Raw genomic sequence first — 16,197 nt, 5'->3', positions numbered from 1 at the left:
GGATGTGACACCCGGGACACCGTCCGTAGCATGGGAGTCGGCCGACGAGTGGGTGTGCCGGGGAGACCCGGGGAACGGGGAGCGGGCGTCGTCATGGACAAGCTGGTGCAGTTCGAGACCGAGGACGGCGCACAGGTCGTGGTGGAGGGCGTCAGCGTCCTGCCCGGCGCGCGCCTCGTCTCGCGCGGCGACGGACCGGTGCAGGCGGCGCGCACCTTCGAGGGCGCGCTGGACGGCGTACGCGGGGCGGCCGCGGCGGCGCTGCGGGTCTTCCGGGACGGCAGCCTGCGCCCCGACGCGGTGGAGATCGAGTTCGGCGTACGGCTGTCCGCGGAGGCCGGTGCCGTCATCGCCAAGGGCTCGACCGAGGGCCATCTGGTGGTCAAGCTCAGCTGGTCCCCCGGTCAGTCGCCGGCGCACGGCACCCCCGCCGCGGCCCTGCCGGGGCAGACCGCGGCGGCGGACCCGGAGCCCGCCGAGCGGTGAGACACAGCGCCGCCTGGCACGCCCGGATCGTCTGCGGTCACGAGGTGGGCGCCGGCTTCCTCGTCACCGGCCGCCGCGTGCTCACCTGCGCCCATGTCGTCCGCTGGAGCGACAGCGCGCCGGTGACGGTCAGCTTCCCGCACGCCCGGGGGCTGGGCGAGCTGCCCGCGTCCGTGGTGTTCCAGGGCGGCTGGGCGGGCGCGGCCACCGACCCCGGCGATGTCGCCGTACTCGAACTGGACCGTGACGTCCCCCTCGCCCCGGCCGGTTTCGCGCCGCCCGACGCCGCCTACCGGGAGCCGTACCCCCGGCTGATCGCCTACGGCTTCCCCGAGGGCTACGACGAGGGCACGCTCGCCGAGTACCAGGCGGTCTCCGGGCAGTTGATCGCGGACGAGTGGCTGGAGCTGGTCGCCTGGCACGGGCACGGGCAGCCGCTCGTGGCCGGGTTCAGCGGGGCGGCCGCGACGCTGCCGGACGGCAGGGTGGCCGGCATGATCACCGCCGCCTCGGAGCTGCCGGAGGTGCGCAAGGGCCGGATGCTGCCGCTGGACGTCATGGCCCGGTACTGGCCCGAGCTGGGCGAGCTGGTGCCCACCCCCGGCCACCGGGACGACGCCCGCCGGCGGCTGTACGCCCTGCTGCGGCGGGCGGCGGACGGCGGCCGGGCGGTGTGCGACCCGCACCGGCTGTACGTGGACGTGGTGGGCCCCTTCGGGCCGCCCCTGCCGCCCGGCGGCTTCACCTCCCTGTGGGCGGCCGCCGCCTATGTGCAGTGGGAGGTGCCGGACCCGGACGCGGTGCACCGGCTCGCCGACCGGCTCCAGGACCTGCTGGACCCGGGGCAGCCGCAGCCCCCGGCGGCCGCCCCCGCTGCCGCCGCCCCGGCCGCTCCCTCCTGGTCGCCGGTCGTCGTGGAGATCGACCACAGCGGTGCCGGTCCCGACCAGGTGACCGTGGAGGTGTCCGCGTACCGCGACGGACAGCGCCGCCCGGTGGGCGCGCGCCGGCTGCCGCGCTCCGGGGTGCGGGCCTTCGTGCAGCACCGCATCGACGAGGCCCTCGCGCATCTCGCCCCGGACGCGGAGGAGCTGGTGACGTTCGTGCTGCCGCGCGAGTGGCTCAACGAGGCAGTGGCGCACTGGGAGTGCGGCGCCGACGACAGCACCCCGCTCGGCTGCGCCTACCCCCTCGTGGTCACCGACCGCGCCCGCCACCACAGCAACCGGCTGCGCCGCCAGCTGAGCCGGAAGTGGCAGAAGCTGGACTCCCGGCGCGCCGTCGGGCTGTACCGCGTCGCGTGCGACACCCAGGAGCGCCCCGCCGGCCTGCGCAAACGGCTGTGGGACGGCGACGCCGGGCTCGCCGGCTTCGCGGCCCCGCCCGCGGTGGCCCAGGAGCACTTCGAGGTCGGCCTCACCGTGCCCGTGCCGGTCCTGCTGTGGCCCCGCACCGGCTGCCCGCCCGACGCCCACACCCCGCCGGCGCAGCCGACGTGCGCCCCGGACGCGCCCGGCCCCGCGGACCCGCCCTGCCCCGGCACCGCGTTCCTGGACGCGCTCACCGACTCCGTCGCGGACGTCCCGCCGGCCGAACTCCCGCGCCATGTGCTGTCGTTACGGATGACCGCGGCCGCCGCCGACGAGCCGGACGCGCACTGGGCGAGAGACCTGCAACTGCTCTGGGACGATCCGCGCTGCTTCCCGGAGACCACCGCCAGCCTGCACTCGCCCGTCGCCTGACCGACCGTACGACCGCCCGCCCCGCCCCCACGGAGAAGAAGAGCCCATGCCCCTGTGGCCCGTCTACACCGGTACGAACGAGCCGCACGACGGCATCACCCGGCTGCCCCCGCCGCCGCCCTGGCGCGCCTTCGACGGCGGCCCCGTGCTCCCGGCGCCGGACGCGTCCGCCGACGCCTCGGCCGTCTCCCCGGACCGTATGCACCGCGCGGCGACCTACCAGGCCACCGAGGAGACGGTCCAGCTGGTCAACGCGGCCCTGTATCTGCGCCGGCCGCTGCTGGTCACCGGCCCGCCCGGCACCGGCAAGTCCTCGCTGGTGTACGCGGTCGCCCGCGAGCTGCGGCTCGGCCCGGTACTGCGCTGGAACATCACCAGCCGCAGCACGCTCCACGACGGCCTCTACCAGTACGACCCGCTGTCCCGGCTGTACGCAGCCCGGCAGCAGGCGGCCGCGGAGCAGCAGGGGGACGCGGCCGGCACCGGGGCGGGCGTCGAGCACCATCTGCGCCTGGGCCCCCTCGGCACCGCCCTGCTGCCGTACGGCCGGCCCCGCGCGCTGCTCATCGACGAGATCGACAAGAGCGACCTCGATCTGCCCAACGACCTGCTGAACGTGCTGGAGGAGGGCCAGTACGAGATCCCCGAGCTGGTGCGTGCCGCCCGGCTCACCCCGGACGGCGTCGCCGAGGTGCTGGTCGACGGCACCGACGACCGGGTCCCGGTGGCGCGCGGCCGGGTCCGCTGCCGCGCCTTCCCCTTCGTCGTGCTCACCAGCAACGGCGAGCGCGAGTTCCCGCCCGCCTTTCTGCGCCGCTGCGTCACCCTGCATCTGCGGCAGCCCGACGACCGGCACCTCGCCGAGATCGTCCGCGCCCACCTGGGCGAGCCCGACGGCCCCGCGCAGGCCCTGATCGACCGCTTCCTGGCCCGGTCCGGCGCCGGCGACCTGGCCACCGACCAGCTGCTCAACGCGATCTACCTGGCCCGCTCCACCGACCTGGACGCCACCTCCCTCGACCGGCTGGCCGAACAGCTGATGCCGTACCTGGGGCAGACCACGCAGTCCGATGTCTTCTGAACCCGCCGCCCCGGACGGCCCGGACGGCCCCGCCGACCCCCTCATCCGGCTGGCCGACGTGCTGGCCGCGGCCTCGCGCGGGGTCCGCCCGACCCCGCGCGAACTGGCCGAACTGCTCTGGCTGGCCCGGCACATGAGCCCGGACCCCGCCGCCACCCCGCCCACCCCACCCACCGCACCCGAGCGGGAGACCCCCGCACCCCCGCACCGGCCGCCACCGGCCGACGCACCCGCGCCGCCCCCGCACCCCGCAGCGGATCCCGCCCCCGCCCGCACCCCCCGCGTGCCCCTCCACCTGCCCACCCGCGGCCCCGCGGCCGCGGCGGAGCACCGGCGGCACACCACCCTGCTCGCCCCGGCGCCCCCGATGCTGCGCCACCCGCTCGCGCTGCAACGCGCGCTGCGCCCGCTGGGGCGGCGGGTCGACGCGCCCGTCGGCCGGGAACTGGACGAGCGGGCCACCGCCGACCGCATCGCCCGCCTGGGCGCCGCCCCCGAGTGGTGGCTGCCGGTGCTCCGCCCCGCCCGGGAGCGCTGGCTGCGGCTGAACCTGGTGTACGACGCCGGGCCCACCATGCCGGTCTGGCGCCCCCTGATCCGCGAACTGCACACCGCCCTGGCCCAGTCCGGCGCCTTCCGCACGGTCGCCCTGTACCGCGCCGCCGCCGACGGCACCGTGCGCGGCCCCGACCCGCAGCCGCCCGCCGACGGCCGCAGCGCCACCCTGCTCATCAGCGACTGCATGGGCCCGCAGTGGCGGGAGGGCCCCGCCGGCACCAGGTGGTACGCCACCCTGCACCGCTGGGCGCGCCGGATGCCGCTGGCCGTCGTACAGCCGCTGCCGGAGCACCTGTGGCGGGACACGGCACTGCCCACCACCGCGGGCCGGCTGTCCGCCCCGCACCCCGCGGCGGCCCCGGCACAGCTCACGTTCACGCCGTACGAGCAGCACGAGTCCCCGCTGTCCCGGGGTGCCGTGCCGCTGCCCGTGCTGGAGCCGGAGCCGGGCTGGCTCGGGAACTGGGCGGCCCTGCTCGCCGGCCCGGGCGGGGCGGAGTTCCCCGGCGCCGTGGCCGCGCTGGACCGTCCGCTGCCGGCGGACTCCGAGGACCGTACGGACGTGGGGCTGCTGTCCGCCGAGGAACTGGTGCTGCGGTTCCGGGCGACGGCCTCGCCCGAGGCGTTCCGGCTGGCCGGCCATCTCGCGGTGGGGCGGGCCGACCTGCCGGTGATGCGGCTGGTGCAGGCCGCCGTGGAACCGGACCCGCGCCCGCAGCACCTGGCCGAGGTCGTGCTCAGCGGCATGCTCACCGCCGTGACCGAAGGCCCGCCCGGCTCCTACGCCTTCCGGGACGGCGTACGCGAACTGCTGCTGCTCGGGCTGCCGCGCACCGCCCGCAACAGCACGACCGAACTGCTCGCGCGCGTCGGCGAGTTCATCGACCGCCGGGCCGGACGGGCACCCGGCGAGTTCCGCGCGTCGGTGCCGTCCGAGGAGGGGACCGGGACGGCCGTGGAGGGCGATCCGTTCGCCACGGTCAGCGAGGAGAGCGTGCGCCGGCTGTCGCAGCCGGCGGCCGGGAAGCTGTTCGCGGGGCGGTACCGGCTGCTGCGGGAGACGGGCGCCTCGGGGGTCGGCTGGCTCGCCGAGGACACCCGGGAGGCGGACACGCCCGTGGTGGTGTGCGTGTACCCGCCGGATCTGCGCACCGACTTCACGGACCTGTGCGCGCGGCTGCGCAGGGTGCGCCACCCCGGGATCGCCCGGGTCCGCTCCTACGGCTTCGCGGGCCGGACGCCCTATCTGGTACGCGACGTCACCCCCGGGCCCACGCTGCACGAACGCCTCGACGGCGTCCCGGACGAGCTGACCGCCGCCGAGATCGGCGCCCTGCTCCCGCCGCTCGCCGACGCGGTCCTCGCCCTGCACGCCGAGGACGGGCCGCGCGGCGTGCTGAACCCGCGGTCCGTCGCCCTCACCCCGGGCGGACCGGTCCTGACCTGCCTGGACTCCGCGCCCCTGGTGAGCGGAGGCCGCGCGAAGTCGCTCTGGGCCCTGGGGAACATCGTCAAGGCCCTGTCCCGCGGCAGCCTCGCCCACGAGACGGCCGAACTCCTCGCGGCGGCCGACGAGTTGCTCGACGACGACCCCGAATCCCAGCAGAGCGGTGCGCGTCGGCTGCTCCGGCGTCCCGCGCTCGCCACCCCGCCCCCCAAGCCCCCCGCCGACGGCCCCGAGATCCACTTCACGGCCGGTGAGCTGAAGGGGCGGCCGGAAGCGCGGATCACCCTGGAGGCCACCGTGCACGAGATCCTCGCGCGCGGCTCCCTCGGCCCCCGCCAGTACCGGGTGGAGGTGCGCCCCGACGGCTACCTGGTGCGCGTCGAACCGGGCGCCTTCCTGCTGCCCGTGCTGGTCGCCGTACTCCGCGAACTGCCGCACTCCCTCGACCGGCTGAAGAACCCGCCGCGGCTGCGCGTCACCTTCGGCGCACCCCCCGTCCAGCCGCCGCAGGCGGCCGCGGACGTGCTGGTCGTCGTGGAACCCGCGCTGTACGACGACTTCGCCGCCAGCTCCGCCGCCCAGGGCTCGCGGCGCTTCTGGCCGCTGTACCGCAACAACGCCCCGGACGCCCCGCCGGCCGCCTGGTACTGCCCGCTCGGGCCGCCCGGCTCGCCGAGGGCGCCGGAGCCCGCCGAGGACGACCTGGTGCAGGGCCCGTTCATCACCGACGACCTGCGCCGGCTGGGCATCCCCACGCCGGGCCGTACCGCCGTCGTGCACACGCGGCCCGACGGCCCGCTCACCCTGCTCGACCCGATCCGCCCGTACGGCGACCGCCCGCCCCGCCCGGAGACCTACTACTGGGTCGACCTCAGCGTGCACCGGGACCGGCACACCGTGCCCCTGCCGAGTTCCGGCCCGGGCTCGTTCACCGCCTCGGTGCAGCTGTCCTGGTACGTCGTCGACCCGGTCGCCTTCGTCCGCGGGGAGACCACCGACGTCCCGGGGACCCTGCTGGCCCATGCCCGGGATTCCGCCGCGCGCTTCACGCGCCGGCATCCGCTGCGCCGGGTGGACGCGGCCGAGCAGCAGGTCAACGGGGCGCTGCGCGGCGACTGGCCGGTGCCGGGGCTGAAGGTGTCGTGCACCGTGCGGCTGACGACCGAGGGAAAGCCGCTGCCGGAGCCGGTGCGGCCGGTTCCGGCGCGCCGCCGGCTGTCGGGCCTGCTGTCCGCCGCCCGGGCCGTGCTGATCGGCTTCGACGGGCCCCTGGTGCGGCTGTACACGGCACGGACGGCCCGCGAGAACGCGCTGTACCTGCTGTCCCTGGTGGCCGAGGACCGCGATCCGCGGGACGCGCTGGCGGGCCGTCCGCTACCGGTCGCGGACACCGCCGGCCGGGACGGGCTGACGCACCCGCTCGACGTCGTACGGGCCTTCGCCCAGGACCGGCTCGGCCCGAGGCTGCTGAACACCCTGGACGAGCTGGAACTGCGCGCCGTCCGCGACGCGCCGATGACCCACCTCGCGCTGCCGCTCGTCCGGGCCCTGCACCGGTCCGGCCGCCCGGTCAGCGTGGCGACGGACGTGAGCAGCCAGGCCATCCACCGCGCCCTGAACATCCATCAGCCGCCGTTCGCGGGCATCCACGGGCGCCGCCACGACCCCGGTCTGCTCACCCCCGACCCGGACTGTCTGCGGCGCGCCCTGACCGCCCTGGGGGCCGAGGCGGAGACGGCCGTCCTGATCGGCTCCTCGGTCTGCGAACTCACCGCCGCCCAGCAGCTCGGGCTGCGCTTCATCGGCTACTCCCCCACCGCCACCGGGCGCGCGCAGCTGCGGGAGGCGGGCGGCGACGCCGCCGTCTCCTCCCTCGAACCGCTGCTGGAGGCCGCCGGTCACCTCTGACGGGCCGACACACCGGTACGCCTCCCGCAAACCCCCCATTCAGCGGCGCCCCGCCCGGCCCTCTCCAGAAGGCGCCCGGCCCGCGGCGCCACGGAGGATGCAGGAAGAGGAAGCGGCCCGCCGGACCGGACGGGCGCACCCACGCCCGCGCACTCGGGAGGTTTTGCCGTGACCGTCAGTCTGGAGCAGTTGCGCCGCTGCCACTTCGCCGTCGACCTGGGGGCGGCCCGCACCCGGGTGTATGTGAAGGGCGCCGGTCTCGTGGTCGACCAGCCGTCCGTCGCGGCCGTGAACACGAAGACCGGCGCGCTCATCGCGGTGGGCGAGTTCGCGGAGAAGATGACGGGACGGACGCCGAGCTACATCAGGGTGGTCCGGCCGATCTCCGGCGGCACGGTGGTCGACATCGAGATGGCCCAGCGGATGCTGCGGCACCTCCTCGGCGACAAGATGCGCCGCACGCTGCGCCGCAACCTCCGGCTGCGGGCGGCGGCCTGCACCCCGCACGACGCCGATCCGCTGGCCCAGCGCGCGGTGATCGAGACGCTGGTCGGGCTGGGGGCGCGCCGGGTCGAGCTGGTGGACACGCTGATCGCGGCGGCGGTGGGCTGCGGGCTGCCGGTGGAACGCCCCGAGGCCACCATGATCATGGTGTGCGGTGCGGCCGCCACCCAGGTGGCGGTCCTCTCGCTCAGCTCCATCGTCACCGCCGAGCGGATCCCGGTGGGCGGGGACGCGGTGGACCACGCGATCGTGCAGCATCTGCGGCACGAGCACGAGCTGATGCTGCCCAGCCAGTCGGTACGGCCGCTGCAACTGGCCCTGTCCGGCAACGGTCTCACCCCGCACGGCCCGGCCCGCACCGAGATCCACGGCCGCGACGTGGCCACCGGTCTCGCGCGCAGCGTGCAGGTGGACACCGCCGCGGTACGCGACGCGATCCAGACCCCGCTGACCGCCGTGCTGGACGGCATCGGCAAGGTGCTGCGGCACTGCCCGCCCGACCTGGTGGCCGATCTCGCCGACCGCGGGATCACGATGGTCGGCGGTTCGGCGCTGCTGCCCGGCTTCGACCAGATGCTGCGGCAGGCCACCGGTATGCCGGTGCACATCGCCGAGCGGCCCGACATCTGCGCGGCGCAGGGCCTGGGCGCGATGCTGGAGGGCCGGATCGAGCCGCTGATGCTGAACCCGCTGGCCGCCTGAGCGGTACGGCCGAGAAGGGGTCTTCCCACCCAGCCCCCGGAGGCGTAGATTCCGCTTACCCCGCGACGGCGCCCCCCTGGGCGTCGGCCCGCCGATCCCGGGATGGCAGGCCACGCGGGGGCCAACGTATCGCCGAGCCGGCTTTGCGGACGTCCGTGGCCGGTCAGACCTTGGCGAGCCGGTCCACCAGCAGCTCCAGCCTCGGCTCGGCGTCCTCGGGCAGCAGGCGGCCCGCGCGGGTGAGGGTGGCGAGCCCGTGCAGGGACGCCCAGAACACCTCGGTGTACAGCCCCGGGTCGACCCCGTCCCCGGCGACCTCGGCCAGGGTCTCCAGCAGCGCGGCGAAGGCGTCCTTCAGCGGCTCCGGGGTGTCCTCCTGCGCGTACGGCAGGCCGCCGTCGAGCTGGAAGATGGCGTCGTACACCGCGGGGTTGCGCTCGGCGAAGTCGAGGTAGGCGCGGGCCAGGGCGGCGACCCGCTCGCGCGGCCCGGCCACGCCGGCGGTCGCGGCCCGCACCGCCACGGCCAGCTCGGTGGCGCCCTGGAGGGCGACGGCCCCGATGATCTCGCGCTTGCCGCGGAAGTGGCTGTACAGGACCGGCTGGCTGTACTCGATGCGCTCGGCGAGCCGGCGGGTGGTGACCGCGTCCCAGCCCTGCTGCTCGGCGAGTTCGCGGGCCGCCGCCACGATGAGGTGCTCCCGGGCGGCCCGTTCGCGCTCCTTGCGTTCCTTTACCGACATGCCCCGATCCTAGCACTGCTAGACAATCGAGCGGCAGCAGTACTAGCGTTGACTCGACAGCTAGCAACGCTAGTTCATCGGAGGGATCGTCATGCTCGGCACTCTCGAAGTCGTCACCACCGTCCTCGTCGGCCTGATGGTGGGGGTGGAGTTCTCCGTCGCCTTCGTCATGAACCGCATCCTGAACGCGCTGCCCGAGGACAGCGGCCAGCTCGGCCACGCCCACGGCGGCCGCATGCTCGGCACCCTGATGCCGTTCTGGTACATAGGCTCGCTCGTCCTCAGCGCGCTCTGGGCCGTCGCCGGATGGCACCACCACGGCGCCGGACTCGTCGTCACCGCCGCCGCTCTGCTGATCGTCAGCGTGGTGATGTCGGTGCTGCTGCTGGTCCCGATCAACAACCGGAACCGGACCTGGACCCCGGAGACCCGGCCCGCCGACTGGAAACAGCAGCTGGACCGCTGGGAGCGCTACCACTACGTCCGGGTCGCCGTCATCATCGCCGCCTTCACCCTGCTCGTCACCGCCCTCGTCTGACTCAGCCGCCGCCCCGGGAGAAGAGCCATGTCACTGAAGAAGACCAACACCGTCCTGACCGCCGCCTTCATCCTCTTCATCCTCTGGTTCGGGACGGAGTTCATCCTGATCCCCGAGACCCAGGCGCCCGGCTTCGGCCTGCCGAGCTGGCCGTCCGGCGACGGCGGCGGCTTCCTGATCGTCAAGGGAATCCGCGACGTCGTCCTGGCCCTGGTCCTGGCCGTCCTGCTGGTGACGGGCCAGCGCCGGGCACTCGGCTGGGTGCTGACGGTGGAGGCCCTCGCCGCGTACGGCGACATGGCCACCGTGCTGGCCCACCACGGTTCCGTGGCCACCGCGCTCGGAGTCCACGGCCTGACCGCGACCCTGATGGTGGTCAACGGCCTGCTGACCCTGGTCGAGACCCGGCGCGCCGGGTGTAGCCGCCGGTCCCCCGGGCAGGCGAGCGCCGAGGGACTTCGAGCAGCGAGCGAGGCGAGGACATGACCTCAGCGGCACGCGTACCGCACGGTGGACGGCCGGTCCCCCTGACCGTCGACGAGCACACGGAGGGCGACCGGACGGTCCTGACCGTGCGCGGCGAGCTGGTGCACGGCTGCACGGAAGCCCTGGCCACGGCCCTGGCCACGCTGCCCGCCGGCGTCACCCGGGTCGAGGCGGACCTCGCCGGGGTGTCCTTCATGGACACGGCCGGGCTCGCGTTCCTGGACACGCTGAGCGCGTACGGCCGCCGGTACGGCGTCGCGGTGACCGCCACCGGCTGGCGGGGCCAGCCGCACCGCGTCCTGGAACTGGTCAGCGGCGACCCCGCCGGGCCGCTGCACGCCGAGACCCCCGCCCGCCCCGCCTCCGCGGTGGCCCGGGAACGCGACGAGCAACTGGACGTACTGCGCCTGGAGATCGAACAGCTGCGCCACGCCCTCGACTCCCGCCCGGTGATCGACCAGGCCCGCGGCATCCTGATGGCCGCGCACTCCTGCACCCCGGAGCAGGCCTGGACGATCCTGCGGGAGGCCTCTCAGCGGTCCAACACCAAGCTGCGCCGGGTCGCGGCGGCGGTCACGGCGAGCGCGAGCCCCGACGGCCCGGCCCCGCCCGAACCGCTGCGCACCCAGCTGCGCTCGGCGGCGGCCCGGCTCACCCACTGAACGGTTCAGTACGGCAGGATGCGCCCCGAGGGCGTCCTGCGGTCGATCTCCTGCCCGCGCGGGGCGGCGGGCCGCCGGCTGACACGCACCCGGATCCGACGGTCCATGACGCCCTCCTCCTGCCGTACGGCCCGGCGGGTGGACGCCGGTTAGGGGGTGCGTGCCCAGGACGCGGGCCGTTCAAGCATGGACGGGTCAAGTCAGCTCCGGCCGGGACCGTACGGCGCGGCGGCCGGACGGTGACGCCGGATCAGCCCGTCGAAGCCGTCGTACAGGTCGCGGGCCCTGCCGGGCGGCGGCACGAAGGCGGTGACGAACCCGTCGGTGCGCTGGACCGTCACCACCTCGCCGGTACGCGGGTCGGCCTGGTGCCACACCCCGGCGAGGGCCGCACCGGGCACCCAGCCGGGCTCGGTCTCCGGCCCGCCGCGCCGGCCGCGCAGCACCCTGCGCCGGTAGCCCGGGAACAGCAGCCCCGGCAGCGTCACCACGACGAACAGGACGAGCAGCAGGCCGGCGACCGCGTCGGCCGCCCAGCGCAGCAGCGCGAGGAGGAGGGCGTAGCAGAGGGCGGCGACGAAGACCCACAGGCAGGCCGTGACGGCGGCGGGCGGCGCACCGCCCTTGCGCAGCAGGCCGAAGAGCACGACCGAGGCCACCAGCACCAGGACCGTCACACACCCGGCCTCGTCGCCGAACAGCCGCTCGGCGATCCGGCTGCCGCGCCGGTCCGCGCCGACGACGTAACCGTGCTCGTGGAAGCGGACGGCGACCCGGCCGCCCGGGGTGGCGCGCACGCCCGTGATCTCACGCATTCCGGTGCTCCGCATCCGACGCCCAGGCCCGCAGCGCCTCCGCGTGTTCCCGGATCAGGGACATCCGGGCCTCCCATTCCGACCCGCTCCGATGGTCGGGGTGGGCGGTGATCTGCCCCGCGTGCTTGCGGTAGGTGAGCCCGGTCTCGCCGATGAACCACCCGTCCGCCAGCGCGTCCAGACCGAGCAGCAGACCGGTGTCGCCGGAGGCGGGCAGCGCCATCCAGCCGCCCAGCAGCGCCAGCAGGGAGCGCCGTACGCACAGCGTGGCGGGGTGCACCCGGGGGCGGCGGTGCTCGGCCCAGAAGCCGAAGGCGCTGCCCCGCGGGAGCCGGCCCGGCTCCGGATCGCTCAGCTCGAACGACACGGTGCTGCCGTCCTCGAGGAGATCGACGACCCGGGACGTGGTCCAGCCCACCTCGGGATGCCGCTCCAGCACGGCGAGGTCGCGGGCGAGCGCGCCGGGGGCGAGCCGGTCGTCGGAGTCCAGGGTCTTGACGTAGCGCCCGGTGGAGCGGGCGAACGCCATGGTGCGCGCCACATGGGGACCGCCGGCCCGGGAGGCCGAGATCCGGATCCGGGGATCGTCCGCCGGAAGATGCTCCCGCGCCCGGACGCCGCCGCCGTCCTCCTGCACGCACCACTCCCATGACCAGCTGTCGGGAAGCTCCTGCGCGCGCAGGGACTCGTACGCCTCGGGCAGGAACCCCACGGCGCCGCCGTGCACCGGAGTCACGACCGAGACGATGTTCATGTGGTCTTTCATGGTCAGATCATCGCTGGCGGATCTCCGTGAGGATGGCGCGGGCCCAGTCGGCGGGGGCGGGGTTGTCCAGCCGGGCGGCCAGGCGGGCGGTGTGGCTGCGGCGTTCCGGGCGTGTCATCGTCACCGCGCGGTGCAGGGTGTCGACCAGGTCCTGGGGCGAGGCGGGGTCGGTGAGAAGGGCGGCGTCGCGGAGCTGGTCGGCGACTCCGGCGTGCCGGGACAGCACGAGGACCCCGCTGCGGCCGGTCGCGGCGAGCGCGGTGACGTACTCCTGGGCGGTGAGGTTCATGCCGTCGGCGAAGGAGGTCACCCAGAACACGTCCGCCGCCAGGTACTCCTCGACGATCCGGGCGAACGGCAGGGATCGCGGGATGTAGTCGACCGGCTGCCAGCCGGCGGTCGACCAGCGGGAGTTGAGTGCCGTGACGGCTCTTTCCAGTTCGGTGCGGGTGCCGTCGTAGGCGCGGATGCCGGGCTCCGGCGGAGGGCAGACCAGCCGGAAGCGGAGCCGTCCGCGCAGCGCAGGCTCGCGGTCCAGGAGGGCGGCCAGGGCGCGGATCTTGTGGACGGGTGCCTTCGCGTAGTCGAGGCGCTCGACCGAGAGCACGTTGATGCCGTCGCCGTCCGGGCGGGGCTGGGCGCGGCGCGCGCACCTCTCGACGGCCTGGCGGTCGATGCCCAGGGGGTGCACCCCCGTGCGGGGCGTCCGCGCGGCTCCGGCCAGCAGCCGCCGGAAGTTGCCGGCATGGGCGTCGGTGTGGAATCCGGCCCAGTCGAGCTGGGCGAGGGACGTGCGGAGCTGTTCCCAGGCAGGCAGCGCGCGGAAGGTCTCGGGCGCGGGGAACGGTGTGTGATGGAAGAGGCCGATCCGCAGGTCGGGGCGGCGCGCTCGGAGCAGGCCGGGCACCAGCCAGAGGTTGTAGTCGTGCAGCCAGACCGTCGCCCCGGGAGCGGCGTGGTCGTCGATGTGGTCGGCGAAGGCGGCGTTGACCGCCTCGAAGTCGGCCCACTGGTCCGGGTCGTGGCGGACGAGCCACGGCATGGACATCAGGACGGGCCACAGCGTCTCCTTGCAGGCGCCGTGGAAGTAGCCGCTCCAGGTCTCCCTCGACACGGGCAGCAGGGCGAGCGGCAGCGTCCCGGGCGGTTCGGGAGGGGCGCCGACCGCGACGTCCGGACCGGCGGGTGCGGAGGGCTCCCGGGACGTGACGATGGCGGCCGTCCACAGGGCGTGCCGTGGTCCTTCCGCGCCGGGTCCCAGGGCGGAGGTGAGGGTGGGCAGGATGCCGTTCGGGCTGGCCGGCGGGCGCCAGCGCCCGTTGGACCAGTGGAAGGGCGGGCGGTGGTAGCCGACCACCTCGGGCGCGGGCCCCGGGATCCAGCCGAGGCGTTCCAGGGCGGAGAGGATCGCCGCCGCGCCCTCGAGCGCGGGGCGGTGCACCCGGTCGCTGACCGGCACGGCGGCGGACAGCGCGGGCTCCGCGTTGCCCATGATCACCCCGTGCGCCCCCAGCGTGAACAAGGAGAGGTCGTTCAGCGTGTCGCCGGCCACGAGCAGGGACGAGGCGGGCCAGCGGAGCATGCGGGCGAGCGCCCGTACCGCCGGCCCCTTGCCCGCCCCTTCGGGCAGGACGTCGAAGTAGCGGTCCGCCGAGTACGTCCAGGTGCACCCCAGTTCCGCCACGGCGGCCCGGAGTTCGGCTGTCAGATGCTCGGGCGGCAGAAAGAACGAGCACCGGCCGTCCTGGACGACGCCCTCCTGGTAGACCAGCGCGGGGAACCGGCGGAGCGCCGCACGCACCAGGTCGGCGCCGGGCCAGCCCTTGCGCAGCCGGTCCTCGAGGTCTTCGAGATGACGCATGCCGGCGGCGTCGGCGACGCTCGCTCCCACGTCGGCGACGATCCAGCGGGGCGCGGGCACCCAGGGGTCGCGTTCCAGGACGGCACGGACCGACGGCACCGAACGGCCGGTGGCGAACACCACGGTGATATCGGTGTGCTGCGCCAGGACGCGGTGCAGTCGCCGGCGGGCGCGGTCGTCCCCGCCCAGCAGCGTGCCGTCGAGGTCGGTGATCAGCACGCGGGGGGCCGGGGGCTCGGCAACGGCCGGCCGGGGGCGTGCGGCGGTGGGTGGCGTGTCGGCCATGGGTGTTCCTCTCCGTACAACAGAAGGGGATCGCCGGCGGGCGGCTCGCAGGGCGGAGCGCAGGACGCCGGGGAACACACCCCTGGTGCCTGGACGTGCCCGAGGTCTGCGCCGCTTCCGGGCTAAGGCGCCGTCAGATGCGGTACGTCGCCCTCGTACGCACGGCCGTCCGCAACCGGCCCCCGGCCTTCGAGCCATTCGCGCAGCCCGTTCGCGTCGAGCGCGGCGCTGGATCCGGGCGCGGTGACCGAGGCCGTCCCGCAGGCGATGCCCGCGGCCAGGCAGTCGGCGAGCGGGGCGTCGTCCAGCCACCGGTGCAGGAAGCCGGCGTTGAAGCAGTCCCCGGCCCCGGTGGTGTCGACGACGTGCACGTCCGGTGCCCCGCGCGCCACCCGGAGACCTCCGGACGCGGCGACGGCGCCGGCTCCGCCGCGCTTGACGACCACCGTGGGCACCAGGCCGGCCAGCACGTCGAGCGCCTCCCGCACCCCGGCCGCCCCGGTGATCCGCAGCGCCTCCGGCTCGTTGGGCGCGAAGACGTCCACCTTCTCCAGCACCTCGCGTACCGCCGGCATCCCCACGTGCCCGGCGTAGTCCTGACAGTCCATGAAGACCCGGGTGCCATGGCGGGAGGCCGCGTCGAGGGCCGCGCCGACCTCGGGTCCGTACTGGAGGAACGGCAGCACCAGCAGGGCCGGGCGGAAGGTGTCCACCAGCTCGGCCAGTGACCGCCGGGCCACCGGGTCCTCGTAGGCGATCATCGCTCTGTCCTGCGGCTGCGACAGCGCCACGGTCACGTTCCGGACCGGTCCCGCATGGTGCCGGAAGCCGCGCTCGTCGATGCCCTCGGCACGGGCGGCGGCGAGCACCTCCCGGCTGAAGACATCGGTGCCGAAGTCGGCGGCCCACACCACCTCGCGCCCCAGCCGCCGCATGCCCATGGCCGGGGTGAACGCACCACCGGGCACCATGCCCAGTCCGCCGGCCCACACCTCGGAGCCGGAGGCGACCGGCCCGGTCAGTTCCCGGAAGACCAGATCGACGGAGTACGCCCCCACCACCAGGACCGACTCCCCCGCATCCGCGGGGCGACGGTGCGTCAGATCCGGCTCATAGGTCATGACTCGAACCCTGGGCACTTGCAACCAGTAGTAAACTAGTGACTAATAGTGATGACCCGATGGGGCCCATCAATGGCTCAAGGTCGACGAGCGAGCAGCCACCGGAGGCCCTATGTCCCCGACCGATCCGGCCTTCCAGGAGCTGCTGGCGGTGGTGCGCAGCACACCCCAGGAGGCGGTCGACCATCTGCTGCGGAGCGACGACCCCCATGTGCGCAGGCTCGCGCGCGCGATCCGGGACGTCCGGCGGGACGCCACGAGCCGGGACACGCCCACGCCGCCGGACGAACCACTTCTCCACATCGACCCGGTGACCCACGACCCGGCCTGGTGACCCCGGCACGTCCGAGGGAGTGAAGGAGGGGGGGGCCCCCCGGGGGGGGGGGGGGCGGGGGGGGGGGGGGGGGGGGGGCGGGGGGGGGGGCCCCCGGCGCCCCCCCGCCGGGGCGGGGGGGGGGGGGGGTGGTGTGTTGTGGGGGTGGGGGGGCCCACC

At 75.1% G+C, this 16,197-nt stretch carries 14 protein-coding genes; 9 read left to right on the top strand and 5 right to left on the bottom strand.

Features of this window, described 5'->3' with window-relative positions; genetic code table 11:
* The first annotated feature begins 93 nt into the window (after nt 1-93).
* The 5 genes from ACFVIU_RS23365 to ACFVIU_RS23345 all read left to right on the top strand — a co-directional run bounded on the left by ACFVIU_RS23365 (nt 94) and on the right by ACFVIU_RS23345 (nt 8,428).
* On the top strand, nt 94-486 hold the full coding sequence (locus tag ACFVIU_RS23365; protein ID WP_385844759.1) for a CU044_2847 family protein: 393 nt from the start codon (nt 94-96) through the stop codon (nt 484-486).
* A complete protein-coding gene (locus ACFVIU_RS23360) occupies nt 483-2,228 on the top strand; it encodes a trypsin-like peptidase domain-containing protein (RefSeq protein ID WP_385844757.1) in 1,746 nt (581 codons plus the stop codon). The genes ACFVIU_RS23365 and ACFVIU_RS23360 overlap by 4 nt, the downstream gene beginning before the upstream one ends.
* Before the next feature lie 46 nt (nt 2,229-2,274).
* Complete coding sequence (locus tag ACFVIU_RS23355) at nt 2,275-3,309, top strand: AAA family ATPase (RefSeq protein ID WP_385844756.1); 1,035 nt, start codon at nt 2,275-2,277, stop codon at nt 3,307-3,309.
* Nucleotides 3,299-7,222: an SAV_2336 N-terminal domain-related protein gene (locus ACFVIU_RS23350; protein WP_385844754.1), complete on the top strand. Its 3,924-nt coding sequence runs from the start codon at nt 3,299-3,301 to the stop codon at nt 7,220-7,222. The genes ACFVIU_RS23355 and ACFVIU_RS23350 overlap by 11 nt, the downstream gene beginning before the upstream one ends.
* Before the next feature lie 168 nt (nt 7,223-7,390).
* A complete protein-coding gene (locus ACFVIU_RS23345; RefSeq protein WP_385844753.1) occupies nt 7,391-8,428 on the top strand; it encodes a rod shape-determining protein in 1,038 nt (345 codons plus the stop codon).
* A gap of 163 nt (nt 8,429-8,591) precedes the next feature.
* Here the strand turns inward: ACFVIU_RS23345 and ACFVIU_RS23340 are convergent, their stop codons facing one another.
* Nucleotides 8,592-9,170, bottom strand: a complete 579-nt coding sequence (locus ACFVIU_RS23340; RefSeq protein WP_385844752.1) for a TetR/AcrR family transcriptional regulator — start codon at nt 9,168-9,170, stop codon at nt 8,592-8,594.
* 91 nt (nt 9,171-9,261) lie between these two features.
* On the opposite strand from ACFVIU_RS23340, the gene ACFVIU_RS23335 reads away from it, so the two are divergent.
* The 3 genes from ACFVIU_RS23335 to ACFVIU_RS23325 are packed head-to-tail and all read left to right on the top strand — an operon-like array spanning nt 9,262 to nt 10,856.
* Nucleotides 9,262-9,708 (top strand): anthrone oxygenase family protein, encoded by a 447-nt coding sequence (locus ACFVIU_RS23335; protein ID WP_385844751.1) that lies wholly within the window; start codon nt 9,262-9,264, stop codon nt 9,706-9,708.
* A 27-nt stretch (nt 9,709-9,735) separates the two neighbouring features.
* Complete coding sequence (locus ACFVIU_RS23330) at nt 9,736-10,194, top strand: DUF4267 domain-containing protein (protein WP_385844749.1); 459 nt, start codon at nt 9,736-9,738, stop codon at nt 10,192-10,194.
* Nucleotides 10,191-10,856, top strand: a complete 666-nt coding sequence (locus tag ACFVIU_RS23325) for an ANTAR domain-containing response regulator (RefSeq protein ID WP_385844748.1) — start codon at nt 10,191-10,193, stop codon at nt 10,854-10,856. The genes ACFVIU_RS23330 and ACFVIU_RS23325 overlap by 4 nt, the downstream gene beginning before the upstream one ends.
* A 200-nt stretch (nt 10,857-11,056) precedes the next feature.
* On the opposite strand, the gene ACFVIU_RS23320 is transcribed toward ACFVIU_RS23325, so the two are convergent.
* The 4 genes from ACFVIU_RS23320 to ACFVIU_RS23305 form a co-directional block, all read right to left on the bottom strand.
* Entirely contained in the window at nt 11,057-11,671 is a 615-nt protein-coding gene (locus ACFVIU_RS23320; RefSeq protein ID WP_385844747.1) for a hypothetical protein, read from the bottom strand.
* On the bottom strand, nt 11,664-12,437 hold the full coding sequence (locus ACFVIU_RS23315; protein ID WP_385844746.1) for a glycosyltransferase family 2 protein: 774 nt from the start codon (nt 12,435-12,437) through the stop codon (nt 11,664-11,666). Before ACFVIU_RS23315 ends, ACFVIU_RS23320 begins: the two co-directional genes overlap by 8 nt.
* A gap of 7 nt (nt 12,438-12,444) precedes the next feature.
* Nucleotides 12,445-14,583 carry a trehalose-6-phosphate synthase gene (locus tag ACFVIU_RS23310; RefSeq protein ID WP_385844744.1) on the bottom strand — a complete coding sequence of 713 codons (2,139 nt, stop codon included), beginning with the start codon at nt 14,581-14,583 and terminating at the stop codon, nt 12,445-12,447.
* 122 nt (nt 14,584-14,705) lie between these two features.
* The gene (locus tag ACFVIU_RS23305) at nt 14,706-15,704 is read right to left on the bottom strand and encodes a carbohydrate kinase family protein (protein ID WP_385844743.1); all 999 of its coding nucleotides are present in this window, start codon (nt 15,702-15,704) and stop codon (nt 14,706-14,708) included.
* Between the two features lie 112 nt (nt 15,705-15,816).
* Between ACFVIU_RS23305 and ACFVIU_RS23300 the strand changes: the two genes are divergently transcribed.
* Nucleotides 15,817-16,038: a hypothetical protein gene (locus ACFVIU_RS23300; RefSeq protein WP_385844742.1), complete on the top strand. Its 222-nt coding sequence runs from the start codon at nt 15,817-15,819 to the stop codon at nt 16,036-16,038.
* Nucleotides 16,039-16,197: the final 159 nt, after the last annotated feature.

Origin of the sequence: Streptomyces sp. NPDC127190, assembly GCF_042672505.1 — a bacterium.
Lineage (GTDB): Bacteria > Actinomycetota > Actinomycetes > Streptomycetales > Streptomycetaceae > Streptomyces.
Note: the sequence above shows the minus strand (reverse complement) of the source record. Positions and strands in the feature narration are given on the sequence as shown.

Excerpts from the sequence above, each read along its gene's own strand:
- ACFVIU_RS23365 (WP_385844759.1), top strand. The coding sequence starts at position 94 with ATGGACAAGCTGGTGCAGTTCGAGACCGAGGACGGCGCACAGGTCGTG.
- ACFVIU_RS23355 (WP_385844756.1), top strand. The coding sequence starts at position 2,275 with ATGCCCCTGTGGCCCGTCTACACCGGTACGAACGAGCCGCACGACGGC.
- ACFVIU_RS23350 (WP_385844754.1), top strand. The coding sequence starts at position 3,299 with ATGTCTTCTGAACCCGCCGCCCCGGACGGCCCGGACGGCCCCGCCGAC.
- ACFVIU_RS23340 (WP_385844752.1), bottom strand. The coding sequence starts at position 9,170 with ATGTCGGTAAAGGAACGCAAGGAGCGCGAACGGGCCGCCCGGGAGCAC.
- ACFVIU_RS23335 (WP_385844751.1), top strand. The coding sequence starts at position 9,262 with ATGCTCGGCACTCTCGAAGTCGTCACCACCGTCCTCGTCGGCCTGATG.
- ACFVIU_RS23330 (WP_385844749.1), top strand. The coding sequence starts at position 9,736 with ATGTCACTGAAGAAGACCAACACCGTCCTGACCGCCGCCTTCATCCTC.
- ACFVIU_RS23325 (WP_385844748.1), top strand. The coding sequence starts at position 10,191 with ATGACCTCAGCGGCACGCGTACCGCACGGTGGACGGCCGGTCCCCCTG.
- ACFVIU_RS23320 (WP_385844747.1), bottom strand. The coding sequence starts at position 11,671 with ATGCGTGAGATCACGGGCGTGCGCGCCACCCCGGGCGGCCGGGTCGCC.
- ACFVIU_RS23315 (WP_385844746.1), bottom strand. The coding sequence starts at position 12,437 with ATGAAAGACCACATGAACATCGTCTCGGTCGTGACTCCGGTGCACGGC.
- ACFVIU_RS23310 (WP_385844744.1), bottom strand. The coding sequence starts at position 14,583 with ATGGCCGACACGCCACCCACCGCCGCACGCCCCCGGCCGGCCGTTGCC.
- ACFVIU_RS23305 (WP_385844743.1), bottom strand. The coding sequence starts at position 15,704 with ATGACCTATGAGCCGGATCTGACGCACCGTCGCCCCGCGGATGCGGGG.
- ACFVIU_RS23300 (WP_385844742.1), top strand. The coding sequence starts at position 15,817 with ATGTCCCCGACCGATCCGGCCTTCCAGGAGCTGCTGGCGGTGGTGCGC.